We start from the raw sequence: 26,554 nt of genomic DNA, 5'->3' as shown, positions 1-26,554 counted from the left end.
ATTTCGTAAAGGTCCTTGCCAAGCGCGGCGGACAGGGTCGACGATTTCCAGCCATGAGAACCAGATGGTTCGTGGCCGTGCTGACCGCCGTGGCGGTCCTGGCCGGCGGTTGCGGAGGCAACGCCGGCAACCAGCAGTCGAAGGACGCGCCGACGATCGCGCTGTTCCTGCCCGAGTCCAAGACGACCCGCTACGAGGCGTTCGACCGGCCGCTGTTCGAGGCCAAGGTCAAGACCCTCTGCGCCGCGTGCAAGGTGCTGTACTTCAACGCCGACCAGGACGCCGCCAAGCAGCAGCAGCAGGTCGAGGCCGCGCTCACCCAGGGCGCCGACGTGCTGGTCCTCGACGCCGTCGACGCCGGCGCGGTGGCCTCGCTGGTCAACCAGGCCAAGCAGAAGAAGATCCCGGTCCTCGCCTACGACCGGCTCATCTCCGGCATCACGTACGAGTACTACGTCTCGTTCGACAACGTCCGCGTCGGCGAGATGCAGGGGCAGGCCCTGCTGGACGCGATGGCCAAGACCGGCAAGACGGGCCAGATCGTCATGATCAACGGGGCGCCGACCGACCCCAGCTCCGCCGACTACAAGAAGGGCGCGCACAACGTCCTGGACGGCAAGGCGCAGATCGGCCGCGAGTACGACACCCCCGACTGGAGCCCCGACAAGGCCCAGCAGGAGATGGAGCAGGCCATCACGGCCCTCGGCCGCGACACCGTCGTCGGGGTCCTGTCGGCCAACGACGGCATGGCCGGCGGCGCCATCGCCGCGATGAAGCGTGCCGGCTACGCCACCCTGCCGCCGATCACCGGGCAGGACGCCGAGCTCGCCGCGGTGCAGCGAATCCTCACCGGCGAGCAGTACATGACCATCTATCTCGACATCCGCCAGGAGGCCGAGAAGTCCGCCGAGCTCGCGGTCGCGCTCGGCCGTGGCGAGCACCCGGCCGCGCCGACGAAGGTGAACAACGGCACGGGTGACATCCCCACCGTCCTGCTGTCCCCGACGGCGGTCACCGCCGACAAGGTCAAGGACACGATCGTCAAGGACGGGTTCTACAAGGCGTCGGAGATCTGCACCGGTGCCGTCGCGACCGCCTGCACCAAGGCGGGAATTCAGTAGTGCTCGCCGCCACCGATGTCAGCAAGCGCTACGGCGCGGTCCAGGCTCTCGACAGCGTGAGCCTGGACCTGCCGGCCGGGCAGGTCGTCGCGCTCGTCGGCGACAACGGCGCCGGCAAGTCGACCCTCGTCAAGGTGCTGTCCGGCGTCGTCGCGCCGGACGGCGGGGCCCTCGAGCTCGACGGCCACGCGGCGCGCATCGCCAACCCGCACGACGCCCAGCGCCTCGGCGTGTCGACCGTCCATCAGGACCTCGCGCTGTGCGAGAACCTCGACGTCGTCGGCAACCTGTTCCTCGGCGCCGAGCGGCATCGGTTCAGCCTGCTGTCGCACATCCGGATGGAACGCGCCGCCCGCGACCTGCTGGCGTCGCTCGACGTGCGCATCCGCGACATCCGGGTGCCGGTCGCGTCGCTGTCCGGCGGCCAGCGCCAGTCGGTGGCGATCGCCCGCGCGCTGATCGGCGAGCCCCGGGTCGTCATCCTGGACGAGCCCACCGCCGCGCTCGGCGTCGAGCAGACCGCCCAGGTCCTCGGGCTCATCCGGCGGCTGCGCGATCGGGGCCTCGCCGTGCTCGTCATCTCGCACAACCTCGCCGACGTCCGCGCCGTCAGCGACCGCATCGCGGTGCTGCGCCTCGGCCGCAACGCCGGCGAGTTCGTCACCGCCGACACCACGCCCGAGGCCGTCGTCGCCGCGATCACCGGGAGCGCCGCATGAACCGTCTCCGGACGACCGACCTCGGGTCCTGGCCCGTCGCCGGCGGCCTCGTCCTCATCGCGATCGTCTTCGGCTCGCTCAACGAGCACTTCCTGTCCGCCGAGAACCTCGCCAACCTCGCCCTGCAGATGGCCGCCACCGGCACCATCGCGCTGGGGGTCATCATGGTGATCCTGCTCGGCGAGATCGACCTGTCGGCCGGCTCCGTCAGCGGCCTCTGCGCGGTCGTCATGACGATCCTGTCGGTCCGCCACGGCTGGAACCCGGTCGCCGCGGTCGCCGTCGCCCTCGCCGTGGCCGCCGGCATCGGACTGCTGCACGGGTGGATGTTCACAAGGCTGCGGATGCCGTCCTTCGTCGTCACCCTGGCCGGACTCATCGGATGGCAAGGGCTGATGTTGTACCTGCTGGGCCGGGGCGGCACCATCAACCTCCCGTTCGACGGTTTCATCGCCGGGCTCGCCGACACCTGGCTGCCCCCGTGGGCGGCGTGGACGCTCGCCGCCGCGATCGTCGGTGGCTGGACGGCCGGCTCGCTCCGGCACCGGTACAACCGCCGCGCCGCGGACCTGCCGGTCGGCCCGGCCGGGTGGCTGGCGCTGCGGCTGGGCGGGCTGGCCGCCGCGCTCGCCGTCGCGGTGACGGTGCTGTCGGCCGATCGCGGGGTACCACTGCTGCTGGTGCTCTTCGGCGCCCTCGTCGTTGCACTCGACCTGATGCTGCGCCACACCGTCTTCGGCCGGCACATGTACGCCGTCGGCGGCAACGCCGAGGCGGCCCGCCGCGCCGGCATCGGCGTCACCCGCATCCGGGTGCTCGCCTTCACCGCCTCCGCGATGCTCGCCGCGGCCGGCGGCATCCTCGCCGCCAGCCGGCTCGCCGCCGTCAACCAGAGCTCCGGCGGCAGCGACACCCTGCTCATGGCGATCGCCGCCGCGGTCATCGGCGGCGCGTCGCTCTTCGGCGGGCGCGGCCGCGCCTACGCCGCGCTGCTCGGCATCCTCGTCATCCAGTCGATCACCAACGGCATGCTGCTGCTCAACGTCGACTCCTCGGTGCGGTACATGGTGACCGCCGGCGTCCTCGCCGTCGCCGTCGCGATCGACTCGCTCGCCCGGCCGGGCCGCCCGCGGTGACGGGACAGGTTCTCGCCATCGACTTCGGCGGCACCAAGGTCGCCCTCGCCGTGGCGGACGCCGGCACGGCCGAGGCCCGCCCCCACAACACCGTGCGCCTCGACACCCGGGCCGCGGAGGGCACCGCCCAGGTCGTCGCCCGGGCCCTGGCCGCCGCCCGGGACCTCGTCGCCGACCCGGTCGCCGTCGGCGTCTCCACGTTCGGCGTCGTCCGCGACGGCGCCGTCCGTCTCGCCCCCAATGTCCCCGGCTGGGACGGGCTGCGGCTGCCCGGCCTGCTCGCGGCCGCGTTCGGCGGCGTGCCGCTCGCGGTCGACAACGACGTCAACGCGGGCGCCGCCGCCGAGCTGCGGTGGGGGGCGCTGCGGGGCGTCGACACGGCGCTGTACGTCAACGTCGGCACCGGCCTCGCCGCCGCCCTCGTCGCCGGCGGCCGGGTGCTGCCGGGCGCCAACGGCGCCGCCGGTGAGATCGGCTACCTTCGCGATGCGCCCGGCGCCGCCGCGTTCGCCGACGGCCGCGCACCGCTCGAGGAGGCCGTGTCCGGCAGTGCCCTGGCCCGTCGCGGCTCGGCCCTGCTCGGCCGGCCGGTCACCGCCGCGGAGCTGTTCGCGCTGTACCCCGACCCGGCCGTCGCCGCCCTGCTCGACGACGCCCTGGAGGTGCTCGCCCGGACCGTCGCCAACCTCAGCGTCGTCCTCGACCCGCAGCGGGTCATCCTGGCCGGCGGCCTCATGGGCGCGGCCGAGCACATCCTGCCCCGGATCTCGGCCGCCCTGACCCGCGCGGTGCCGTTCCCGCCGGCGCTGGCCGCCGCCCGCTTCGTCGACGACGCGCCGCTGCTCGGCGCGCTGTCCGCGGCCCTGGACCTCGCCGCTGCGTGACTCCCGGCTGGCTAGGCCGGGGGCTCCGACTCGCTTTGGGCGCGGAGTCCGTCCAGCAGACCCTCACGATCGCTGAGGAGGGATCCGAGGATACGTCGCCCGACGGCGAGCAGGTCGGCCACGTCGGTGGTGCTCAGCGCGTACATCACCAGGGAGCCGTCGCGGTAGGAGGTGACGACCCCGGCCCGCCGCAGGACCGCCAGCTGCTGCGAGAGGTTCGACGCCTCGACGTCGATCTCGTCCAAGAGGTCGCGGACGGGCCGCGGACCGTGCTGCAACAGCTCCAGCACCCGGATCCGCACCGGGTGGCCGAGGGTGCGGAACAGCTCCGCCTTCGCCTGATACAGCGGTACCGACATACCTCGTCCGCCCCGGCCCCGCGTCATCGCAGCAACGCTAGCAGCCCGTGCAGGCGGGTTCCGCCGGCACGAGTGCGGCGCCACGACTCCGCCCCACTGACTTGCAGACTTTCGCAACTGCTAAAGTCTGCAATTGAGAAGAACCGGTGCGGCGGAGGTGATGGCATGGCGGTCCGCCCGCCGGCTGTGCGCCGCGCCGCCGTCCGGGTCGGCGGCCTGTTGCCGCGGCCCTCGGACTGGACGATGGCGCGCCGCACCCTGCGCCGGGACCTGCCGGCCGGGCTTGCGGTAGCCGTGGTGGCGTTGCCGCTCGCCCTCGCCTTCGGCGTCTCCTCGGGGCTCGGCGCCGGTGCGGGTCTCGTGACCGCCGTCGTCGCCGGAGCGGTGGCCGCCGTCTTCGGCGGTTCGAATCTGCAGGTGTCCGGGCCCACCGGCGCGATGACCGTCGTGCTCGTGCCGGTGGTCGCGGCCTTCGGGCCGACCGGCGTGCTGATGGTCGGGGCGATGGCCGGCGCGATCCTGATCGTCCTCGCGCTGGCGCGGGTCGGGCGATACGTGCGGTACCTGCCGGCCCCGGTGATCGAAGGGTTCACCGCCGGGATCGCCGTGGTGATCGCGCTGCAGCAGGTGCCGGCCGCGCTCGGGGTCGCCGACGCGCACGGCGTCAAGGTCTGGGCCGTCGCCGCCGACGCTGTGGTGCGCTTCATGGCCGATCCCGCGCCCGCACCGGTACTGACGGCTCTCGGCGTTGCCGCCGCGATGCTGATCGGCGGTCGCTGGCGTCGGCAGCTGCCGTGGTCGCTCATCGCGGTCGCCGCGGCGACAGCCCTCGCCGCGCTCCTGCATGCCGACGTCGCCCGCATCGGCGCACTGCCGGGGCTGCCCGGCCCGTCGCTGAGCTTCCTCGACCTGCACGCCGTGTCACGGCTGGCCCCGTCCGCGCTGGCGGTGGCCGCCCTCGCCGCGCTGGAGAGCCTGCTGTGCGCCACGGTCGCCGACGCCATGAGCGTCGGTCAGCGTCACGATCCCGACCGGGAACTCTTCGGTCAGGGCATGGCCAATCTCGTCGTCCCGATCTTCGGCGGCGTTCCGGCCACCGCGGCGATCGCGCGGACCGCGGTCAACGTCCGGGCGGGTGCCGCCTCGAGGCTGGCGGCCCTCACCCACGCCGCTGTACTGGCCGGCATCGTCCTCGCCGCTGCGCCCCTCGTCGCCGGTATTCCGCTGGCGGCGCTCGCCGGGGTGCTGCTCGCCACCGCGATCCGGATGGTCGAGGCCAGCGCGCTGCTGGCGCTTGCCCGTTCGACCCGCGGCGACGCCCTCGTGCTGGGCCTCACCTTCGTGGTCACCGTCGCCGTCGACCTCGTCAGCGCGGTCGCGGTCGGGCTCGGCGTGGCCGTCGTACTGGCGTTGCGTGCCGTGGCCCGCACCGCGCGGCTGGAACAGGTCCCGCTCGACACCGCCAACCACAGCGACGAAGAGCGTCGGTTGCTGAGCGACCACATCGTCGCCTACCGGCTCGACGGTCCGCTCTTCTTCGCCGCCGCGCACCACTTCCTGCTGGAGCTCGCCGAGGTCGCCGACGTGCGGGTGGTCATCCTGCGCATGTCGCGCGTCACGACCGTCGACGCGACCGGCGCGCGCGTGCTGGGCGACGCCGTTGCCCGGCTCCGCCATCGCGGCATCACCGTCCTGCTGTCGGGTGTCTCCGGCCGCCACGACCAGGTGCTGACCGCCCTCGGCATCGGCGACGACCTGCCCCGCTTCCCCGACACGCCCGCCGCCATCGCCCATGCCCGAGTACACCTGCAGCAAGGACACGCGGCCTCACACGGCGACGCCACCGCCACGGCCGCCGACCGCCACTGACCCACCGCGGGATACCGGCGACCCGGCCGAGCGGGGCCCCTCGGACGCGCGGCATCACGGCGCCGCCTCAATCCCGCCTCGACGGCACGGCCCGCGCGGTTTCCGGCGTTCGTCGCCGGCGTGCCCAGTAGGGCGATTGCGCCAGGTCGATGGCGGCCCCGCCCGCGCACGATCGATCAGTACGCGCCCACGTTGCGCCGGCAACGGCGGCGGCCGTGGCCGTCGTGGCGTGGCGGCCGGGGCCCGGCGGAGATCACGTACAGCCGATGGGCCATGACGCGCAGCAGGTCGGCGAGGTCGGCTCGATCGCCGCCCCACCGCATCGCCTGCACGTCGCGGAGCGCGGCGAGCAGCATCGGGCCGTGCTCGCCCCACAGCGGCGCGTCCCGCTCGATCCGCAAGGCGAACCTGAGCAGATCGCCGTCCTCGGTGGCCGCAGGCATCCGCTCGTCGTCCACGGCGGGCAGCAGCCCGCGGGTCACCATGAGGAAGGCGGCCCACGCCGTTCGCTGCGCTGCCGGCATGCTGGCACCGACCTCCCCCAGGAGCATGACGTCGCCTGCGCGCACGAAGGAAGCGGCCTGCACTCTTCCCGTTCCGGATGCCGCTCCAGGCGAGTTGCAAACATCTGCAATTTATCATGCCTGCATGCGCTCGCGGGCGCGCAGTGTCAGGTAGGTCAACGGGCTTCTGACCGGTCGCCCGATGTGGGCTGCCCACCGATCGGGGGCGATCGCCATGCCTGGACCGCGTCCATCGTCATCGCGTTCCGCGGCTATTCGAAGCGGGCGTTCTGCAGCGACGAGATACGGCGCAGCGGGAAGGTGGCGGTGGTGGCCAAGGCGAGCGCGGCGGCCAGGCCGGCGGCGAGTGTCCACCAGTAGCCGGCTTGGGGTGGTTGCCAGGCGATGTGGTTGACCCGGAGCACGTCGGCCGCGACGCCGAGCCCGAGCAGGACGCTGACGGCCGAGATGCCGATGAGCGGGGCGGCGATCTCGATAATGAGCACCCGGGACAGATCGCGGGGTTGCATGCCGGCCAGGCGCAGCAGCGCAAAGGGCCGTTTGCGCTCGATCAGGCCGCCGGCGACGGCCACCGCGACGCTGAACCCCGCGATCACCAACGTGACAAGCAGGACGGCATTGGCGATGTGCGTCATCTGGTCGGCCTGGTGATGGTTATGGCCTTTGAGCTCCCCCAGCGTCCACGGCAGCGTGGGCGTGCTGCCGGAGATCGCCGCTTCGATGGTGGTCCGTACCGTCTCCAGGGCCGCCGGGCTGCCGTCGGTGACGACCAGGAGCCCAAGCATCGGCAGTGAGTCGTCGTCGGTGGCGGTTTCGGTGTGCATGTCGCCGAGGTCGCCGCCGGCGAGGCCGCGCGCGTCGATTGACACGACACCGGCCGGGTCTGGGCAGGCGGCGAGCCCGGCCGCTCGCATGTTGGCGCAGCGGGTGAGGACCCGTCCGGGATCGTTGCGGTCGGACGGCCGAAAGCCGGCATTGGCGCGCAGATCGATGACGGCGACGACTCCGGTGATGTCGTGCAGCTGTACGAGCAGCGGGTTGGTTCGTCCTGCGGGCAGCGGCTCGGCGCCCTTGTCGGTGAACTGGGTGCCGACGGTGCCGGCCGGGAACGCGATACGGCCCGGGTCCGGCAGCTGGGCGATGGTGGCCGCGGACAGCGTGCTGATGAGCGTGACGAGGAAGACGGCGAGGACGAGACCGTTAATCGAGCGGAACCTGCCGGACGGATCCGCCGCGAGGCGATGCCCGGCCAGCATCGTCGCCGCGCGCCGGCTCGTCCAGATCAGCACCTTGCCGACACCGGTGGTCAGCCAGGGCCCGATGATCACGACGCCCGCGACGAGCAGCGCCATGACCGCCGCAAGCAGCCACACAACGCTGTCACCGGACGTGTCGGCCAGGATCGGCAGGGTGGCGACGAAGCCCACGACGCCGGCCGAAAGCGGGATCACGCGCCACCATGCGGCCTGTTTCGGTGGTGCTTTGCGGACCACGCCCAGGGGCGACACGTGCACGGTGCGAAGCGACAAGACCGCGGCCAGCGCGCTGAGGACCGGCACACCGAGACCGATCAGCAGCCCCGAGGACCAGGTGAGGTGCAGATCCGAGGTGAAGAACGGCGATCCGTCGAGATTGACCCGGGCGGCGTAAGGGCGGGCAGCGGTGAACGCGGCGAAGCCGAGCGCGCAGCCACACAGCGCGGACACCACCGCCTCGACCGCGGCCACGGTGCGGATCTGCCGTGGCAACGCGCCGATCAGGCGCATCGCCGCCAGCCGCTGCTCGCGCCGGGCGGCGGCCAGGCGGGTGGCGGTGGCAATGAGGACGAAGATCGGCACCAGCAGCGCCGACGCGCCGATACCGATGATGATGCGCCCGTACCGGGTGGGCGCCGCCCGGCGGGGCTGGCTCTCGATGCTGCGGACCTGGATCACGCCCGGCTCGCCGTTGAGCTGAGCGGGGTCCGACCCGACGAACACCACGAGGGAGTCCGGAGCTTGCAGCGCGGCCTGACCGATCGTGGTGACGACCCGGCCCGGGAAGCGATCGGCGAGCTGACGAGCCGGGACCTGGGCCATCAGGCTTTGCAGCGCGGGCGACACCGCCAGCTCGCCCGGGCCGGGTAGCCGGGTGAGGCCCGGTGGCACCGGACTGCGTGGCCCCAGCGCCGCCACATCGACGCACAGCACGTCCCGCCCGTCGTAGCCGTCGTCACGGATCCGCCACAACAGCGGGTCGGTCATGCGCTCATCCTGGGCCGGGCGGACATTGTGCGACGAGGTGTCGGTCCACCCGTTGCGCGCTTCGTGCGCCTGGAACGCCGGCAGTGTCACCGCCGCCAGCAGGAGCAGTACGACGCCGAGGCCGACGCCGGCCGCGGTTGCCACGAGCCGGATCAGCTGCTCGCGTCCGCCCGCGAACGCCAGCCGCAACGCCAGGCCGATCATCGTGCGCTCATCTCGTCGCGCCCTGTTGCCGGCGCAAAGGGGTCTTCGGACGTCTTGCCGTCGCTGACGAGGACGTCCCGGTCCGCGCAGGCCGCGACACGGGCGTCGTGCGTCACCAGTACCACGGTCGCATCCTGCTCCCGGGCTGCGGCTACGAGCAGGTCCATCACCATCTCCCCGGCCAGGGAGTCCAGTGACCCGGTCGGCTCATCGGCGAACACGACCGCCGGTCGGCCGACGAGCGCACGCGCCACGGCGACGCGCTGCGCCTGACCGCCGGACAGCTCACCCGGCCGGCGCCGATGCAGTCCGCTCAGGTCGAGGCGGTCGAGCACCGCGGTCGCCGCCTCGCGGGCCGCCCGCTGGGACTTGCGGGCGAGCAGCAGCGGAAGCATGACGTTCTGCAGCACCGGAAGCTCCGGAACGAGTTGCCCGAACTGGAACACGAAGCCGAATTTGTCCCGGCGGACCAGTGTGCGCTCACGTTCGGACATGGCACTGAGCCGGCGGCCGTCGAACACGACGTCGCCGCTGTCGGGGCGGAGAATGCCGGCCAGGCAGTGCAGGAGCGTCGACTTCCCGGAACCGCTCGGTCCCATGATCGCCAGCACCTCTCCTGGGACCACGCTCAGGTCGGCGTTGCACAGGGCCGGCGTGGACCCGAACGTCTTCGTGATCGCGTGCGCGGCCAGAATCGGTGCGCTCATCGGGCGAACTCCTTCTTGAGCTGATTGAGCCGGGCCGAGGTCAACTCGATCCAGCGCAGGTCCGCGTCCAGGTGAAACAGGCCGTAGTCGGCCAGCAGCGCCGTGCTGAGCCGATCGGACATGCGCAGGGCATTCAGCTCCCGCATACGCGCGAGGTGCGTCTTGCGTTGGGCGTCGAGATAGGCTTTGGCCGGCCGGCCCGACATCAGCGCGAGGACGACCTTGACGAACAGCACCGCCTGCAGATGCGGGTCCGGCTGTTCGGGCGAACCGAGCCACTGCTCGAGCCGATCGACCCCGGTGGGCGTGATGACGTACCGCTTCCGGTCCGGCCCACCCCCCGGCACGAGCCCCTCGATGGCGATGTGCCCATCTCGCTCCAGCCGCGACAGCGTTCCGTAGACCTGCCCGATCGGCAACGCGCGGCCACCGCCGAACATCGCGTCGTAGTCGCGCTTGAGCTCATATCCGTGACTGGGCTCGGCCTCGAGCAGACCCAGCAGGGTCGTGGGTACGTTCACGCGCCGACTATAACCCGAGAGAGTACACTCAGGTAATACCTAAGGTTGCTGTTTAGCGTCCGCCACAGCAGCCGTCACCCGGCGGGGCGGTGATTCGTCGCAGCCCTGCGCGCCGTGGCGGGCGATGGCGGTGACAGAGCCCCCGGGGCCGTCCCGGACCGGGCCGCATCCACCACCAGCCGGTGCCCCGACCGAGCGGTGGGCCGCGCTCACGGACGGGGCGGTGATTCGTCGCCGCGGTTCACGACAGCCTCGATCGCGCTGCTCATCCAACCGCCGGCGCCGACAGCGCCCATCGACTGCCGCGCACCTGGATCGGAGTGGAGGATCGCCCCGACGCGGCCGCCCGCTCCGCCCGGTCCCGGATCGCCACAGACAGCCGGGAGTGTCGTATGTGGTCGATAGCATGCCACCCGTGGACCGGAGGATCGCATTGGTAACCGGCGCGAGTCGGGGCGTGGGACGCGGCATCGCAGTAGCCCTCGGCGGCGCTGGATGGACGGTTTGGGTTACGGCCCGATCCAATCGGGTGGCGGGATCGACATCACACCTTCCGGGCACGGTGGAGGAGACCGCGCAGGCGGTCACCGCAGCCGGTGGACGCGGCATCGGCGTGCTCTGCGATCACCGCGACGACGAACAGATCCAGGCCGTCGTCCGTCGGATCGAGGCCGCGTCCGGTGAACTGCACCTGCTGGTCAACAACGCCTGGGCAGGGTACGAGCGACTCAACGCAGGACAGTGGACCGAGTGGAACGCGCCGTTCTGGCAGCAGCCCCTCGGACTGTGGGACTCGATGTTCGACGGCGGCGTCCGCACCCACTACGTCACCAGCGTGCTGTGCGCGCCACTGCTGCGGCGCACTCCCGCAAGCGTGATCGTCACGGTGTCGATGGAGGTCGGCGCCTCCCACGACCCAGCGTACGGCGTCGCCTACAGCGCTGCAAAGGCAGCCGACGACCGCCTCGCCATGGCGATGGCCAAGCAACTCGCGGCCGACGGTGTCGCCTCGGTTGCGGTCTATCCGGGCCTGGTGCGCACGGAGGGCGTCATGCAGTTCGCCGCCCACCTGGACCTGTCGGCCTCGCAGTCGCCGGAAGGTGTCGGTCGCGTGATCGCCGACCTCGCCGTCGATCCGCGGCTCATGTCGATCACCGGACAGGCCCTCCATGTCGCGGACCTGGCCCGCCGCTACGGGGTCAACGTCACCGACTGACAGGTGGACTGCCACTCGAGCGACACTCGACGCGCGCCGCGATCGACGTCGACCCCGTGGTCGGCTTGGCGGATCAGCCCGTCCATGTACGGGTGCCGGACCTGCAAGCCCGCGAGGCGGTCACAGTGGCGGGCCGACGATGCGGTCCCCACGCGGCGCCGGTTCAGGCTGGCTGGCGATGATGCGGGCGCGGCAGCCTGCTCGAACTCCGCCAAGCCGATCGGCGCTGGCGGTTCAACGGTTCGTCCCGCGGGAGTCGTCGGTCGCAGCCGGCGGTGCCGTCCGCCTTCACGGGTGACCACACAGGAGGCACATCTTCGACACACGACATGGACGGGCTCGCGTGCGATGCTGACGAAAACTCGCCACACCGCTGCGGAAGGCGGCGTCGGCTCGGCCGATCGCGACGGCGCAGGGCCCGGAGCCGGTGGCTCCGGGCCCTGTCAGCGTCCTGACGCGCCGGCCCGCTTCGTGCCGTCGGTCAGGGGCTGGCGCACGAGATGTTGCCGGGCGCCGCGTTGGTGCTCCCGTTGACCAGGAAGCCGAAGGTCGTCGAGGCGTTCGCGCCGACGGATCCGTTGTACGTGGCATTGCGGACGCTGATCGTGCCGGTGGTGCCGGTGTTGATGCCGTTCCAAATGTTGGCCATGGTCTGCCCGCCGGCCAGCGTCAGGTGCACGGTCCAGCCGTTGAGCGTGGCGGAGCCGTTGTTGGCCACGGTCACCTCGCCCTGGAAGCCGCCGCCCCAGCTGTTGATCATGCGGAACGTCGCGGTGCAGGCGCCCGGCTGGCCGGAGGCGGGCGGCGAGCTGCTCGGCGGGGCACTGCTCGGCGGGCTGCTGCTCGGCGGGGCACTGCTCGGCGGGTTGCTGCTCGGCGGGGAACTGCTCGGTGACGTGTTCGTGCCCGGCACCATGGTCGAGGCGGCGTTCAGCGCGTTGAGGACCGAGGTGTACGCGGGCTTGGGGTTGCTGTTGCGGTCGAACAGCAGCGGGTTCTCGCTGCCGCGCCAGGAGTCACTGTCCCGAATGCCCCACGTCGTGATGCCGACGCAGCGGGGGACGTTCGTGCAGGCCTGGGTCAGGCCCTGGTACTGGCTGGTCGAGGCGTTGGTGACGTCGGCCTCGGTCAGGGCCACGTCCACGCCCAGCGCCGCGAAGCTCGACAGCGTGGTCTGGAAGTTGCCGGGCAGTGAGCTGCCGCCGGTGAAGTGGGTCTGCAGCCCGACGCAGTCGATCGGCACGCCGCGGGACTTGAAGTCCTGGATCATGCGGTACACGCCCTGCGTCTTGCCGTACGACCAGTTCTCGATGTTGTAGTCGTTGTAGCACAGCTTCACCGACGGGTCGGCGGTGCGCGCGGCGCGGAACGCGGCCTCGATCCAGTCGTTGCCGGTGGCCTGCAGGTTGGACTGGCGGCGGCTGCCGTCCTCGTTGAAGGCCTCGTTGACCACGTCCCAGTAGGCGAGCTTGCCCTTGTAGTGCGCCATGACCCCGTTGATGTGCTCGATCATCGCGGCGCGCAGGCTGCTGCCGCTGAGGCTCCCCCAGAACCTCGGCTGCTGCGCGTGCCAGGCGAGGGTGTGGCCCCGCACCCGCATGCCGTGCTGGGTGGCCCAGTTGTAGATCGCATCGCCGGCCCGGAAGTCGAACTGGCCGCTGTTGGGTTCGGTCGCGTCGGGCTTCATCTCGTTGACGGCCGTCATCATGTCGAACTCGCGGTTGGCGATCGTGAGGAAGCCCGAGTCGCTGAGGCGGTCTCCACCCATGGCGGCGCCGAAGTACCGGCCGCTGCGCTCGGCGGCCGCCTTCAAGGTGGTCCCGGGTGGGCTGTTGAGATCGGCGTGGGCGAATGTGGCAATGGCCACCGAGGACACGGCGACCACCACGCCGCAGAGGCCGCCGAGAAGAAGTCTGGTGCGACCGCCCTTATGGCGTTTCGGTCGATCGGGAACGTCTTTCATCGGTGCGCTTCCTCCTCGAGGTTCTGTCTGCATCGTTGCCGCGCGCGGCGTGGAGCCGGTCGACGGCTGCGCGGTCAACGACAGGAGCGCGAGGCTCGCGCTTGGGCGGTCACCCGGGAGGCAACGCCGTGCATCCGTTGCGTTGAGCGCTCCCTCGTCGGGACGGCGCGGGTGGCGAGGATCTTCACCACCCGCGAGAACGTATTTCGTATGATGACTGCTGTCAATGTCCAGATATCGAACGCTATGGAATAGGCGGCCGAGTGCCTGTAAGTTCCACGCGCCGCGCGGGAGCGTGGGCCCGGGCGTTCAGGCGTTGCGGACGAGTCGCCACCGGTTGTCCGTGGTCCCGTTGTCGGAGTCCTGAACCGCGAAGGCGCCGTTGGCGGTGGAGTTGTTCTGGATGGCCAGCAGCTTGCCGCTGTTGACGTTGCGAATCTTGTACGTCCCGTCGCCCTGGTCGAGCAGCGTCCATCGGTGGTCGGCGGTGCCGTTGTCGGCCCATTGCAGGACGGTCGCGTTGTCAGCGGTGGACATGTTCTGCACGCCCAGGACCTTGCCGCTGTTGACGTTGCGGAACCGGACCGCGGTGCCGTCGGTCACCATTTCCCAGTTGTGGTCGGCGGTACCGTTGTCGGTCCACTGCAGCGCCAGGCCGCCGTCGGCGGTGGACATGTTCTGCACGCCCAGCACGAGCCCACTGGCGGCGTTGACGAGGCGGTAGCTGCCACCTCCGGAACTCTGGCCGTTCGTGGCCCAGTAGACGGTGTAGTTGAAGCCCTGCGCGTCGTAGAACGGGCCCAGGTTGACGGTCGAACTGTTCGCGGTGGCGGTGAAGGCCAGTGTGCTGTTCGAGGTGCGGACGACCGACGATGCAGCCAGCGCCGGCAGGGACGAGAGTGTGCTGTTGCCGTAGTTGCCGGCGAGCACGGCCGGGCCGTAGGTGAGGGCGACGACGTTGGGGTTGTCGTTGGTGGGGCGGGCGACCACCTGCATGGGCAGCCGGACGGTGACCGTGTCGCCGGACGCCCACGAGCGGGTGATCGTGGCGTAGCCACCGGCAGTGGTGGCGACGCTCTGGGCCACGCCGTTGACGCTGATCGTGGCGCCGGTGGCCCAGGCGGGGATCCGGATGCGGATCGACCACGCGTCGCTCACGCCGCCGGTGATCTGCAGCGTGGTGGTGTCGGTCACCGGGTACGAGGTGGTCTGGGTGACGGTGATCCCGCGTTGACTCCAGTTCAGTACCGATGGCATGAACAGGTTCACCGTCAGCGTGGTGCCGTTGTAGAAGTAGATCGAGTCCATCAGCTTGGTGTTGATCTCGATGCCCGTGCCCTGGCAGCACCAGAAGCTGTTGTAGTCGGTGCTCCACGTGCCGCCGCCCCACGCCGGGCCCACGCCGCGCCGGCCGCCGGGTTTGAGCGGCGTGAAGTAGGTGATGTGCCCGTGGGCATCGGCCGGGTTCTGCGCGCCGATGACGTGGTTGAGCAGCGCCCGTTCGTAGAAGTCGAAGTAGGCGGCGTTGTCGGGGTTGAGCAGCCACAGCTCGCGGGTCAGTTTGAGCATGTTGTAGGAGTTGCAGTGCTCGCACGTGTCGTTGGCGAGGTAGCCGGCGATCGCGTTGGGCGGCCGGAAGTGCTCGGCCTGGCTGTTGCCGCCGATCACGTATGTGTGGGCGTTGACGGTGAAGTTCCACGCGTTGGCGGCGATGTCCCGGTAGCGCGTGGTGCCGGTGGCCTTGTACTCGCGGGCCGCGCCCACCCACTTGGGGATGTTGGTGTTCGCGTGCTGCCCGTTGAGCTGGTCCTGATTGGACGCCAGCGGGTTGAACGCCGCGGCGTGGTCGAACCGCTGGGCGGTGGCGAGCCAGCGGGCATCGCCGGTCTGCTGGTAGAGGTCCGTCAGCACGGCGTTCATCCCGCCGAATTCGGTGTTCAGGACCGTCTGCATCTGGCTGTAGCTCAGCCGGCCGGTACGCCAGTCGACCCAGCCGGCGAGCCGCAGCAGCACGTCGCGGGCCTGTGTGCTGCCCACGTAGCGCCACACGTCCAGCAGGCCCGCCAGGGTCTTGTGGATGCAGTAGTACGACACGCTGACCGCTTGACCGGCCTCGAGACCGTTGAAGTCGGACTCCGGGAAGCCAGACAGATAGCCGGTGTTGAACCCGGCGGCGCCGTTGTTGGCCTGACACTTCGCCAGCTCGGCGACCATGGAGTTCGCCTTGTCCCGGCACACCGTGTCGCCGAGCACGGCGTAGGCCTGAGCCCAGGCGGACAGGAAGTGGCCCTGCATGTGGGTGCGGAACGGGAAGTTCGGGGCGTCCCAGCCACCGTTCGCCGCGGCGCCGTTCGTCGACAGCCGGTGGTTGGCCCGGAAGTTGTACAGCAACCGGTCCACATCGACGAACCGCAGGTACGACAACGTCCGGTTCTGATTGTCCAGCCATCGGCTGGCCGTCAACCGCACCTGCCCCAGGTCGAACGCGTACGCCGACACGCCGATGTCAGCGCGGACCGGCGCCACCGACGCCTCCGCGCTCCGGACGTCCACGACGCCGGCCGTCGCGGCGACACCGGCCACCATGCCGCCGCCGGTCGCCTGCAACAACCGACGGCGACTCAGGGGTATTGAAAACACATGAACCTCCTGGAAGAACCGGGACACACCGGCACGGCGAATTGTTAGCGCTCACATCGTGTTCCGGAACGATCCGCCGAACAAGATGGCAGGGCTCGAGCGCCGGACCCCGAAAACCGCCTGATGTACCCCGCAAAATGGTCGTTCGGCAGCATATGCACAGCTCAGCTCGGTCGTCCGGTAACCCGTGAGGTCTCCCGGAAAGTCGGCATCGGATGTGAAAGTTTCGACGCCACCCTTACTCGGCAGCGTTACGAGACCGACTCCGCGGGGTTGCGATCACATCGGCAGCGGCGCGCCCACCGCGACCTCGCTCGTCGCCGCCGGCCGCGCCTGTGTTGGCAACGCCAACATTCGTGCTATGTTGGCTGGACCAACACTTGTCGGAGGGTTCGGAACATGCAGGCAGTGGACGGGCGCATCGCGCTGGCCACGACGAAGGGCCGAGCGATCCTGCTCACGCTCTGCGCCGTGGCGTTCCTCGACTTCGTCGACGCATCGATCACCAACGTGGCGTTGCCGCACATCCGCGACGCCCTGGGCTTCTCCGTACAGGGCCTGCAGTGGGTCCCGAGCGGTTACCTGCTCACCTACGGCGGCTTCATGCTGCTCGGCGGCCGGCTCGCCGACCTGCTCGGCCGGCGCCGGGTCCTCATCGCCGGCACCGTGCTGGTCGGCCTGTCGTCCCTCGTCGGCGGCTTCGCCGGGAGCGCGGCGGTCTTCGTCGGCGCGCGCCTGGCCCAGGGGCTCGGTGCCGCCCTGATGCTCCCGTCCGCCCTGGCGATGCTGACGACGACGTTCACCGCCGCCAAGGACCGGCGCACGGCGCTGGGCGTGTGGGGCGCCGTCGCCGGCCTTTCCTCGGCCGCGGGCATCCTGCTCGGCGGCATCCTGGCCGAGGGGCCGGGCTGGCGGTGGGTCATGTTCGTCAACCCGATCGCCTGCCTGCTCATCATCCCGGCCGTGCTCGCGGCGCTGCCGGCCGGCCGATCGCGCGGGCTCGGCTCCGGCTTCGACGCCCTCGGCGGCGCCCTGCTGACCGGCGGGATGCTGTTGCTGGTGTTCGCCCTGGTGAAGGCCCCCGACCAGGGCTGGGACGCCCCGGCGACCTGGCTCGAACTGGCGGGCGCCGCGGTGCTGCTGACCGGGTTCGTCCGCAACGAGCGGCTCGTGGCCAAGCCGATCCTGCCGCTGGACATCTTCAAGGTCCGCGGGCTGGCCGCGGCGAACGTCACCGGCCTGATCGGCTTCGGCGGGATGCTCGCAATGTTCTTCTTCCTGACCCTGTACATGCAGTACGTCCTGGGCTACCGCCCGGTCGCGGCCGGCGCCGCGTACCTGCCGCTGACGTTCGGCGTCGGCATCTCCTCCGGCGTCGGCGCGAAGCTGATGGAGCGGTTCGGCTCGCGGGCGACCGTCTCGGCCGGCGCGGTCATCGCCGCGGCCGGGCTCCTGCTGCTGGCGCGCGTCCCGGTCGGCGGCTCGTACGTGTCGGACATCCTGCCCGGCATCCTGCTGATGTCACTGGGCATCGGGCCGGTGTTCGTCGGCGTCAGCTCCGCCGCCAACGCCGGGGTGGCGCCCGACCGCGCAGGCCTCGCGGCCGCCATCATGACCTCGACCCAGCAGGTCGGCGGCGGGCTCGGGCTGGCCGTGCTGTCCGCGGTCGGGACGGCCCGGACCACGCACCTGCTCGCCGCCGGCGCGGCCGCCGGCGCCGCGTCGGCGGGCGGCATCCGCTGGGCGCTCTTCGTCGGGGGCCTGTTCGCGCTGTGCGCGGCCGTCGTGGCCCTGCGTCTGCCCGACATCCGCGAGCCGGCCGGCGAGGCCCAGGCCGGCGACGCGCGGCCCGAGCCGGCGACGGCGGAGTCACGATGAGGCGCCGCACCCGGCTCTGGCTGGCCCTGCTGCTCGCCCCGGCCGCCCTGCTCGCCGTCCCGGTCGGCGTGGCCACGGCGTCTCCGCCGCGGGACAAGTACCTCGGCCGGTGGAACTACGACCAGCCGGACCCGGCCACCGGAAACAACATCGCCGTGCTGGCGTGCCCGGACGGCGGGGTCGCCTGCAACCACAACCCGGACCTGCCGTTGCCGCTGAGCATCCCCCAGGTCGGCTGGATCGACTTCACCCCGGGCCCGCGCGGGACCGTCTACGGGCACACCGACCAGGGATGCACCTGGAACTTCTCCGTGTCGGGCGTGGGCCTGGAGCTGTCGTCGCCGACCCAGCTGTGTTTCAACGCGACCATCGGCCAGTACTACAGCATCAAGCAGTGGTCGGTCCAGGTCGACGGCGACGCCGAACGCGAGCAGATCGTCTCGCAGAGCATCCAGCCCAACGGCGACATCCTGTACACCACGATGAACTTCGGCACCAAGGGCCGGCCCTCGCGGCACCGCGCCACCGGCGCCCCGGTGAATCGGTTCACCGGCTCGTTCACCCACGACCCGTTCAGCTTCCGGACGCTGACCAACGTCACCGTCACCGACAAGGGCGGCGCCGCGCAGGAGACCGGCGTGGTGCGGATCGAGCGCGCGGGCGGCGACCGGATCGTCGCGCGCACCCCTGACGGCTGCCGCTGGGCGCTACGCGTGCAGGGCAACACCGCGGAGCTGCTCGACCCGGCCACCCAGAGCTGCCAGGTCGGCGAGAACACGCGGTCGCTGCGCTACTGGGCGCTTGTCACCGACGACGGACGGCACCTCAGCGGCTTCCGGTCCGGGTACACGTTCGCGCAGGGCCTGACCAACGAGTACACCTTCATCAATGCACTGAGCAGGAGCTGACGTGCGCGCGCAGCAGAAGACCGCGATCGCCGGAGCCGTCATCGTGGCCTCGGCGGTCCTGACCGCCTCGGCCGCCGGCGCGGCCCCGCCCGGGCCCGGCACCCGCTGGAGCGGTGTGTGGGCGGCCTCGATGATCGCCGCGGCCCCCCCGCCGTTCGGGCAGGGGCCGGCCAACTGGTCCGTGGACGGGTTCGCCGACCAGTCCGTCCGGCAGGTCGTCCGCGTCAGCCGGGGCGGGTCGGGCGTGCGGATCCGACTGTCCAATGTGTACGGCACTACGCCCCTGCGCCTGGCCGGTGCCTCGATCGGCGTCGCGGGCGACGGGGCGGCGGTGCGGCCGGAGACGATCCACGCGCTGACCTTCGACCGGTCGCGCTCGACGGTGGTGCCGCCCGGTGGGGAGGCGGCGTCGGACGCCGTCCGCATGCGGGTCGCGCCACTGCAGCGCTTGTCCGTCACGCTGTACTTCGCCCGGCCGACCGGGCCGGCGACCTTCCACCTGCGCTCGTTCGCGACGTCCTACAGGGCTGTCGGCGACCACCGGCGCGACGAGGGCGCGGCCGCGTTCGCGGAGACGACGACCTCCTGGTACTACCTGACCGGTGTCGACGTGGCCGGGGCCACGGATCGAGGCGGCGGCGGTGCGGTCGTCGCGTTCGGCGACTCGATCACGGACGGGGCCGTTTCGACGACGGACGCCGACCACCGCTACCCGGACGAGCTCGCCGACCGGCTGGTCGCCGCCGGGCGCCCGATCGGCGTGCTCAATGCGGGCATCGCGACCAACCAGGTGCTCGGCACCTTCCCGGGTGGCGGCGCGAGCGCCCTCGACCGGTTCCGCCGCGACGCGCTCGAACAGCCGGGCGTGCGGTGCGTGATCCTCCTGGAGGGCATCAACGACATCGCCATCAGCACGCTGACCACGGGCGAGCCGGTGAGCGCGGCGGCGCTCGTCGACGGATACCGGGCCCTGATCGACGCGGCTCACCGGCGCGGCATCCGCGTCGTCGGCGCGACGCTCATGCCGACCAAGGGGGCCGCGATCCCGGCTTACTACACCGAGCACGGCGAGGCGGTCCGCACGGCCGTCAACGAATGGATCCGCGGCGGCGGGGGCTTCGACGCCGTCGTCGACCTGGACCGCGTGTTCGCCGATCCGGCTGATCCGGACCGGATGCGGGCGGAGTTCGACAGCGGGGACGGCGTGCATCCCAACGACGCGGGCATGCGGGCCATCGCCGGGGCGATCGCCGCGTCGCCGGGGTTCATCCGCGCGGCGACTGGTCCTCGGCCGCAAGCAGCTTCGTCATCAGGGCGATGAACTGGCGCCGCTGCGCGTCCGTCAGCGGCCCCAGGACGCGCTCCTGGACGTCGTCGATGACCTGGTCGAGCTCCAGAAGCTGTTCGAGGCCGGCCGGGGTGATGGTGACGATGTTGCGCCGCTTGTGCTCCGGGTCGACCGAGCGCTCGACGAGCCCGCGCGACTCGAGCTCCGACAGCGCCCCCGTGACGTCGCTGCGGTCGATCCCGGTCCCGCGGCCCAGGTCCGCCTGGCTGGCCGGGCCGAACTCCTCGAGCGCGGCCAGGAGGCGGTAGTGGTAGCTACGCAGGCCGCGGCCGGACGCCTCGAACCCGGCGGCCAGCAGACCCGACGACCGGGCGAACGTCCGGCTGATGAGCCAGGTCGGACGGTCCCCGACACGGGCGGGCAGGCTCGGCGGGTGTTCCATGACCAGATTTTACCAGTTGTTGGGATTACCAACATCACACCAGTAGGAGGCCACCGCATGTCCCGACGAGTCCTCATCATCGGCCGCAGCCCCGGCGTCATTCTCGACGCCGCCGAGATCCTCCGCGGCCGGGGCTTCCACGCCGACGCGACCAACCAGTTCGACGAGGTCATGACGCAGTACGACACCGCGAGCCTCGACATCGTCGTCTTCGGCGGCATGGTGCCGCCCGGCACCAAGCAGTATCTCCGGGAGGAAATCACCAAGGACAACGAGCGCGTCACGTTCGTGCAGGGGTTCGGCGGCATCGCCGGCCTCATCGCCGCCCAGGTCCAGGCGGCCGTGTCGGGTTCCGCGGATGACGGCGCGGTGGCGTACGACGCGGCACGGCGGTCGGTGCGCCTCACCCTGCCCGAGCCGGCCCGGGTTGTCGTCGAGGCCTGGTGGGGTACCTCGTTCGCGCCGCCCGAGCCGACGAGCACCTCCCTGCGCGTGCTCGACGCCCGGTTCGAGGCCGGGGACCACGTCGTCCCGCTGCCCGACGCGGTGCCGGCCGTGGCGTCGTTCGTGACCGTGTCCGCCGGAGCAACCGTCCGCGCGTTCACAGTCGGTGCGATGCCGGAGGCGGTCACCCGCCTGGTGCCGACGGGCGACCCGGCACAGCCACCCGCGCTCCCGGCCGTCCGGGCGGTAGCGACCCACAGCTTCGGCTGACCGACCCGGGCTCCGCGCCGCCCGGCCCGTCACCGACCGTCGAGCGTGGTCATCGGCTCTCCTGAAGGGATGTCAGGTAGGCGCGCCAGCCGCCGTGGGCGGTGATGTCGGGGGCGTCATCGACAGCCACGGCTTCACACAGGAAGCCGGTGACGGTCGATCCGCCCTCGAGGCGCACCTTTCCCAGGACCATGGGGGTGGGCAGAGCGGCCAGGAACGGGCCGAGTGCGGCCGGCGGCAGTTCCCACAGCTCGCCTTCGATGGCGGCGCCCCCGTCGGTGACGCGGACCAGTCCCGGTTTCGGTGGATCGGTAACCAGGGCGTGCAGCCGATAGTCCGGTGCGGTGCGGACCTGGCGGAGCAGGCGGCCACCCGCCTGGGTGAGTTGGTGGTTGAGCGGCTGTCCGGTCAGGTGCCCGCCGACCACCATCATCGGCAGTCCCCGGTTGTCCGCGGCCGCCGGGGCTTCGCCGACCAGCAGCGCGGCGATGTCGCGGGCGACCGCATCGGCGAAGCCGCGCGCGATGACCTGGACGCCGAAGTTGGTGGCGCCGGCCTCGCCGGCCGGCACGGCGACAGCGCTGAGGCCGAAGAGGTTGCAGAAGTTGGTGTAGGTGCCGACGGTGGCGTTGACACCGATCGGATCGGCGGTGACCTCGGCGATCGTCGGGTGGATCGGGGCGGTCGGCAGCAGGAGCGCGTCGGCGTCACCCCATTCGGTCATGGCCTCACGGCGCAGGTGCGTCAGCTTTTCGGTGTCGGCGACGAGGACGTGGGCCGGGATGTCGCGGGCGGCGCTGATGATCGCCCGGACGGTCGGGTCGATCTCGCCGGGGTGCCCGTCGATGAAGGCGCCGACGGCGGCGTACCGTTCGGCGACGAACCCGCCGTTGTAGAGCAGTTTCGCGGCGGCGAGGAACGGCGCCAGCCGGATCGGCCGCAGCCGGGCGCCGTGGGTCTCGAGGGCCTTCGCGGCCTGCTCGAACGCGTCGAGCCACGCCGGTGACAGGCCGGTCAGCTCGTCGCGGTCCGGCACCGCGACGATCGGGTGCGGCGGCGCCGCGAGCGGTGCGTCCGCCGGGTACACCGGATCGCTCATGAGGCCGATGGCCCGGGCTCCTTCGGCGACGGTACGGGCGAAGACGGTGACGCAGTCGAAGCTGCGGCAGGCCGGCACCACCCCGTCGGTGGGGACGAGCCCCGGTGTCGGCTTGATCCCGACGATGCCCTGGAACGCGGCGGGCACCCGGCCGGAGCCGGCGGTGTCGGTACCGAGGGCCAGGTCGGCGATGCCGAGCGCGACGGCCACCGCGGAGCCGGAGCTGGAACCGCCGGCGACCCGGGCGGGGTCGCGCACGTCGCGGACCGCGCCGTACGGGCTGCGCGTGCCGACCAGGCCGGTGGCGAACTGGTCCAGATTGGTCTTGCCCAGGATCAGCGCACCGGCGTCGACGAGGCGCTGCACGGCCGGGGCGCTGCGTTCGGGCCGGTAGGTGTACGCCGGACAGCCCGCCGTGGTGGGCAGGCCCGCGACGTCGATGTTGTCCTTGACCCCGACGAGCTGCCCGGCCAGCGGCAGGTGCTCTCCAGCGGCGAGGCGGGCCTCCACGGCGGCGGCGTCGGCGAGCACCTCGCGCTCAGGGCGCAGTGTGATCCACGCTTCGGGTCGTTCGCCGAGGGCGAGGCGTGTGTAGGCGGCACGGACGCGGTCGGTCGGTTTCACGCAAGCACCACCAGGGGACTGCCCGGAGCGACCTGCGTTCCGGGATTGACGAGGATGTCGGTGACCGTCCCGGCCTGCGGTGCGGTGATGACGCTCTCCAGTTTCATCGCTTCCAGGGCGAGCAGCGGCTGTCCTGCGGCCACGCGGTCGCCGGGGCGCACGTCGACACGCCACACGCTGGCGACGAACGGGGCCTGCACGAGCGCGCCGCCCTCCGGCACGGACACTGCTCCGGCGGCGGGCGGCGCCTCCGGTTCGGGGCGGGGGTCGAACTCACCGGCCGCGGCCCAGGCTTCGCGTTCGGTACCGAACGCCGCGGCCTGCTTCGCACGGAAGGCGGCGATCGAGACGGCGTTGTCGGCCAGGAAAGTCTCGTGGTCGGCGAGACGGAAGGTGCCGTCGTCGATGCGCAGCCGGTGCCGCCCGGCGGCGACGTCGGCGCGCAGGTCGAGCAGCTCCTCCGCGCCGACCGGGTACCACTGGATGCGGTCGAAGTGGCGCAGCAGCCACGGGTCGCCGGCCTCTCGCTGCCAGCGGGACCAGACCTGCACGGTACGGCCGACGAACTGGTAGCCGCCGGGGCCTTCCATGCCGTAGATGCACAGGTAGGCACCGCCGATGCCGACGGCGTTCTCCGGGGTCCAGGTGCGGGCCGGGTTGTACTTCGTCGTGACGAGCCGGTGCCGCGGGTCGAGCGGGGTGGCGACCGGTGCGCCGAGGTAGACGTCACCGAGGCCGAGGACCAGGTAGCTGGCGTCGTAGACGGTGCGGTACACGTCGTCGACCGACGCCAGGCCGTTGACCCGGCGAATGAACTCGATGTTCCACGGGCACCACGGGGCGTCGTCGCGGACACCGTTGATGTAGCGGGCGATGGCCTCGCGGGTGGCCGGGTCGTCCCAGGACAGCGGGAGGTGCACGGTCCGGCTGGGCACGGCCAGGTCGCGGGTGGCGGGCAGGTCGGCCTGCAGCGCGCGGACCAGTCCGAGGAGCTTGCGCACCGGCAGCCGGGCCGGGTCGACGTGGACCTGCAGCGAGCGGATGCCCGGGGTGAGGTCGACGATGCCGTTGAGGCCCTCGGCGCGCAGCCGGTCCATCAGGGCGTGGGCGCGCATCCGCAGGCCGAGGTCGAGGGTCATTGGGCCGTACTCGATGAGCAGGTTGTCGTCGCCGGAGCGCCGGTAGGTGACATCCTCGTCGCGGGCCAGGATGCCGTCGTCGGCTGGTTGCAGCAGCGGTGTGAAGTCGAGGTCGGACACGGGCACGAAGCGCACGGTGTCGCCGGGGGCGAGCTGGCCGAGCTTCCACCGGTCGGCGGTGATGACGGTGGCCGGGCAGACGAACCCGCCGAGGCTCGGGCCGTCCGGGCCGAGCAGGATCGGTACGTCGCCGGTGAAGTCGACGGCGCCGACCGAGTACGGGGTGTCGTGAATGTTCGACGGGTGCAGCCCCGCCTCGGCGCCGTCGGTGCGCGCCCACCGCGGCTTCGGGCCGACGAGCCGGACGCCGGTGCGCGCGGAGTTGAAGTGCACCTGCCACTGCGCGGCGTAGAACGCGTCGATGTCCTCGCGGGTGAAGAACTCGGGGGCGGCGTGCGGCCCTTCGGTCACCTTGATCTGCCAGTCACTACGGATCACCGGCCGCCGCGCCGCCGCAACGGCAGCGGCGGCCACTCCGGTCGGCGGTACGGTGCGCAGGACGTCGCCCAGGCGCAGGGCCCGGCCGCCGTGCCCGCCGAACTGCCCGAGGGTGAACGTCGCCGCACTGCCCAGGTACGCCGGGACGTCGAGCCCACCGGCGAAGAGCACATAGGCGCGCAGGCCGCCGCCGGTCGCCCGACCCACGTCGAGGACCGAGCCGGCGGGCACCCGTACCGGCTCCCAGCGGGGCACCGCGACGCCGTCGACGGTGACCGGCACCGCCGCTCCGGTGACGCAGATGGTGGTGTCGGCCGTGCAGCGCAGCGCCGGCCCGTCGACGGTGCACTCCAGGCCGGGGGCGCCTTCTGGGTTGCCGAGCGCCTCGTTGCCGAGCCGGAACGACAGGTCGTCCATCGGCCCGGACGGTGGCACGCCGACCTCCCACAGCCCGGTGCGACCCGGCCAGTCCTGCACGGTCGTCAGGGTGCCGGCCCGTTCCACGACGACGCGCGGCTCCGTGTCGTGCACGCCGGCGAGGGTCGCGGTCGAGTGCCGGGCGGCGAGCACATCGCCGTGGCCGGTCGCCGCCCGCAACAGGCCGAGGTTCGTCTCGATGCCGTCGACGCGAGTGGCGGTCAGGGCGCGGCGCAGGTTGGCGAACGCCTCGTCGCGGGTCGACCCGGTCACGACCACCTTCGCGAGCATCGGGTCGTACGCCGTGCTCACCTCGGTTCCGGCCTCGACCCAGCCGTCGACCCGCACGCCCGCCGGGAACTCCACGTTGGTGATGAGGCCCGCGCTGGGCCGGTGGTCCTGGGTGGGGTCCTCGGCGTAGACGCGGGCCTCCACGGCCGCGCCGGCACCGGCCCGGCGGGGGGTGTCCAGGACGGTGTCGTCGCCCTGGGCCAGGCGCAGCATCCACTCGACCAGGTCGACCCCGAGGACTTCCTCGGTGACCGGGTGCTCGACCTGGAGGCGCGCGTTGACCTCGAGGAAGGATGCCTGTTCGCGTTCGGCGTCGTAGACGAATTCGACGGTACCGGCCGACCGGTAGCTCACGGACGCGCACAGGGCCGCCGCCGAGGTGTGCAGCCGCTCGCGGACCTCGTCGGACAGCCCGGGCGCGGGCGCCTCCTCGATCACCTTCTGGTTGCGGCGTTGCAGGCTGCAGTCGCGGTCGCCGAGCGCGACGACGCGGCCATGGCCGTCGCCGAAGACCTGTACCTCGACGTGGCGGGCCCGCTGGACGAAGCGCTCCAGGAAGACGCCGCCGCTGCCGAAACTGGCCACGGCGAGGCGTTCCACGCGGTCATAGGCGGCGGTGAGCTCGGCCGGCGTGTGGCACGCCTGCATGCCGATGCCGCCGCCACCACCGGTTGCCTTGACCATCACCGGGTAGCCGATCCGGTCGGCGGCGGCGAGGGCCTCCTCGAGGCCGGACAGCAGACCGGTGCCCTCGATCATCGGTACGCCGGCCGCACGGGCCAGCTCGCGCGCGGTGTGCTTGGCGCCGAAGGCGGTGAGCTGAGCGGGTGTCGGCCCGACGAAGGCGAGCCCGGCCGCTTCCACGGCGGTGGCGAAGGGCCCGTCCTCGGAGAGGAATCCGTAACCGGGGTGCACCGCACCGGCGCCGCTGGCCAGCGCCGCGTCGAGAACGCGGTCGACCACCAGGTAGCTCTGCCGGGCCGGGGCCGGCCCGAGCCGCACGGCCTGGTCGGCCAGGCGCACGTGCGGGGCACCGCGGTCCGGGTCGGAGAAGACCGCGACCGTCTTGAGGCCGAGCCTGGCGGCGGTGCGGATGATGCGGCAGGCGATCTCGCCGCGGTTGGCGACCAGAAGGGTGTCGAACACGCGG

The 26,554-nt window shown here is 71.8% G+C and carries 20 protein-coding genes; 10 read left to right on the top strand and 10 right to left on the bottom strand.

What is annotated here, in order from left to right; translation table 11 throughout:
- Positions 1-53 precede the first annotated feature (53 nt).
- Genes ACPPVO_RS25420 through ACPPVO_RS25405 form a run of 4 tightly spaced genes read left to right on the top strand, consistent with a single transcriptional unit; the run spans position 54 to position 3,860 of the window.
- A complete protein-coding gene (locus tag ACPPVO_RS25420) occupies positions 54-1,121 on the top strand; it encodes a sugar ABC transporter substrate-binding protein (RefSeq protein ID WP_426513651.1) in 1,068 nt (355 codons plus the stop codon).
- Positions 1,121-1,840 carry an ATP-binding cassette domain-containing protein gene (locus ACPPVO_RS25415; RefSeq protein ID WP_426513650.1) on the top strand — a complete coding sequence of 240 codons (720 nt, stop codon included), beginning with the start codon at positions 1,121-1,123 and terminating at the stop codon, positions 1,838-1,840. The genes ACPPVO_RS25420 and ACPPVO_RS25415 overlap by 1 nt, the downstream gene beginning before the upstream one ends.
- Positions 1,837-2,976 (top strand): sugar ABC transporter permease, encoded by a 1,140-nt coding sequence (locus ACPPVO_RS25410; protein WP_426513649.1) that lies wholly within the window; start codon positions 1,837-1,839, stop codon positions 2,974-2,976. The genes ACPPVO_RS25415 and ACPPVO_RS25410 overlap by 4 nt, the downstream gene beginning before the upstream one ends.
- Positions 2,973-3,860, top strand: a complete 888-nt coding sequence (locus ACPPVO_RS25405; protein WP_426513648.1) for an ROK family protein — start codon at positions 2,973-2,975, stop codon at positions 3,858-3,860. The genes ACPPVO_RS25410 and ACPPVO_RS25405 overlap by 4 nt, the downstream gene beginning before the upstream one ends.
- Positions 3,861-3,871: 11 nt before the next feature.
- Here ACPPVO_RS25405 and ACPPVO_RS25400 read toward each other — a convergent pair whose 3' ends face one another.
- Complete coding sequence (locus ACPPVO_RS25400; protein ID WP_426513647.1) at positions 3,872-4,219, bottom strand: ArsR/SmtB family transcription factor; 348 nt, start codon at positions 4,217-4,219, stop codon at positions 3,872-3,874.
- A gap of 165 nt (positions 4,220-4,384) precedes the next feature.
- On the opposite strand from ACPPVO_RS25400, the gene ACPPVO_RS25395 reads away from it, so the two are divergent.
- On the top strand, positions 4,385-6,088 hold the full coding sequence (locus tag ACPPVO_RS25395) for a SulP family inorganic anion transporter (RefSeq protein WP_426513646.1): 1,704 nt from the start codon (positions 4,385-4,387) through the stop codon (positions 6,086-6,088).
- 176 nt (positions 6,089-6,264) lie between these two features.
- Here ACPPVO_RS25395 and ACPPVO_RS25390 read toward each other — a convergent pair whose 3' ends face one another.
- The 4 genes from ACPPVO_RS25390 to ACPPVO_RS25375 form a co-directional block, all read right to left on the bottom strand.
- Complete coding sequence (locus ACPPVO_RS25390) at positions 6,265-6,612, bottom strand: hypothetical protein (protein WP_426513645.1); 348 nt, start codon at positions 6,610-6,612, stop codon at positions 6,265-6,267.
- A 251-nt stretch (positions 6,613-6,863) separates the two neighbouring features.
- Entirely contained in the window at positions 6,864-9,059 is a 2,196-nt protein-coding gene (locus ACPPVO_RS25385; protein WP_426513644.1) for an FtsX-like permease family protein, read from the bottom strand.
- Positions 9,056-9,766 (bottom strand): ABC transporter ATP-binding protein, encoded by a 711-nt coding sequence (locus tag ACPPVO_RS25380; protein WP_426513643.1) that lies wholly within the window; start codon positions 9,764-9,766, stop codon positions 9,056-9,058. Before ACPPVO_RS25380 ends, ACPPVO_RS25385 begins: the two co-directional genes overlap by 4 nt.
- A complete protein-coding gene (locus ACPPVO_RS25375; RefSeq protein WP_426513642.1) occupies positions 9,763-10,287 on the bottom strand; it encodes a PadR family transcriptional regulator in 525 nt (174 codons plus the stop codon). Before ACPPVO_RS25375 ends, ACPPVO_RS25380 begins: the two co-directional genes overlap by 4 nt.
- Before the next feature lie 124 nt (positions 10,288-10,411).
- Between ACPPVO_RS25375 and ACPPVO_RS25370 the strand changes: the two genes are divergently transcribed.
- Positions 10,412-11,503, top strand: coding sequence for an SDR family NAD(P)-dependent oxidoreductase (locus tag ACPPVO_RS25370; protein WP_426513641.1), 1,092 nt, complete (start codon positions 10,412-10,414; stop codon positions 11,501-11,503).
- Positions 11,504-11,984: 481 nt separating this feature from the next.
- On the opposite strand, the gene ACPPVO_RS25365 is transcribed toward ACPPVO_RS25370, so the two are convergent.
- The gene (locus ACPPVO_RS25365) at positions 11,985-13,466 is read right to left on the bottom strand and encodes an endo-1,4-beta-xylanase (RefSeq protein WP_426513640.1); all 1,482 of its coding nucleotides are present in this window, start codon (positions 13,464-13,466) and stop codon (positions 11,985-11,987) included.
- 309 nt (positions 13,467-13,775) lie between these two features.
- Positions 13,776-16,052, bottom strand: a complete 2,277-nt coding sequence (locus tag ACPPVO_RS25360) for a beta-L-arabinofuranosidase domain-containing protein (protein WP_426514692.1) — start codon at positions 16,050-16,052, stop codon at positions 13,776-13,778.
- A gap of 453 nt (positions 16,053-16,505) precedes the next feature.
- On the opposite strand from ACPPVO_RS25360, the gene ACPPVO_RS25355 reads away from it, so the two are divergent.
- From ACPPVO_RS25355 to ACPPVO_RS25345, 3 genes are read left to right on the top strand one after another with little or no spacing between them, the layout of a single operon-like run.
- On the top strand, positions 16,506-17,984 hold the full coding sequence (locus ACPPVO_RS25355) for an MFS transporter (RefSeq protein ID WP_426513639.1): 1,479 nt from the start codon (positions 16,506-16,508) through the stop codon (positions 17,982-17,984).
- Positions 17,981-18,892 (top strand): hypothetical protein, encoded by a 912-nt coding sequence (locus tag ACPPVO_RS25350; protein WP_426513638.1) that lies wholly within the window; start codon positions 17,981-17,983, stop codon positions 18,890-18,892. The genes ACPPVO_RS25355 and ACPPVO_RS25350 overlap by 4 nt, the downstream gene beginning before the upstream one ends.
- Position 18,893: 1 nt before the next feature.
- Entirely contained in the window at positions 18,894-20,213 is a 1,320-nt protein-coding gene (locus tag ACPPVO_RS25345; protein ID WP_426513637.1) for an SGNH/GDSL hydrolase family protein, read from the top strand.
- Here the strand turns inward: ACPPVO_RS25345 and ACPPVO_RS25340 are convergent.
- On the bottom strand, positions 20,158-20,622 hold the full coding sequence (locus tag ACPPVO_RS25340) for a MarR family winged helix-turn-helix transcriptional regulator (RefSeq protein ID WP_426513636.1): 465 nt from the start codon (positions 20,620-20,622) through the stop codon (positions 20,158-20,160). The genes ACPPVO_RS25345 and ACPPVO_RS25340 overlap by 56 nt on opposite strands.
- Before the next feature lie 57 nt (positions 20,623-20,679).
- Between ACPPVO_RS25340 and ACPPVO_RS25335 the strand changes: the two genes are divergently transcribed.
- Positions 20,680-21,336 (top strand): hypothetical protein, encoded by a 657-nt coding sequence (locus tag ACPPVO_RS25335; RefSeq protein ID WP_426513635.1) that lies wholly within the window; start codon positions 20,680-20,682, stop codon positions 21,334-21,336.
- Between the two features lie 49 nt (positions 21,337-21,385).
- Here the strand turns inward: ACPPVO_RS25335 and atzF are convergent, their stop codons facing one another.
- Positions 21,386-23,059 (bottom strand): allophanate hydrolase, encoded by a 1,674-nt coding sequence (gene atzF, locus ACPPVO_RS25330; protein ID WP_426513634.1) that lies wholly within the window; start codon positions 23,057-23,059, stop codon positions 21,386-21,388.
- Positions 23,056-26,550 (bottom strand): 5-oxoprolinase/urea amidolyase family protein, encoded by a 3,495-nt coding sequence (locus tag ACPPVO_RS25325; protein WP_426513633.1) that lies wholly within the window; start codon positions 26,548-26,550, stop codon positions 23,056-23,058. The genes atzF and ACPPVO_RS25325 overlap by 4 nt, the downstream gene beginning before the upstream one ends.
- Between the last annotated feature and the right edge of the window lie 4 nt (positions 26,551-26,554).

It is taken from the genome of Dactylosporangium sp. McL0621 (assembly GCF_049995355.1).
Taxonomy (GTDB): domain Bacteria; phylum Actinomycetota; class Actinomycetes; order Mycobacteriales; family Micromonosporaceae; genus Dactylosporangium.
Note: the sequence above shows the minus strand (reverse complement) of the source record. Positions and strands in the feature narration are given on the sequence as shown.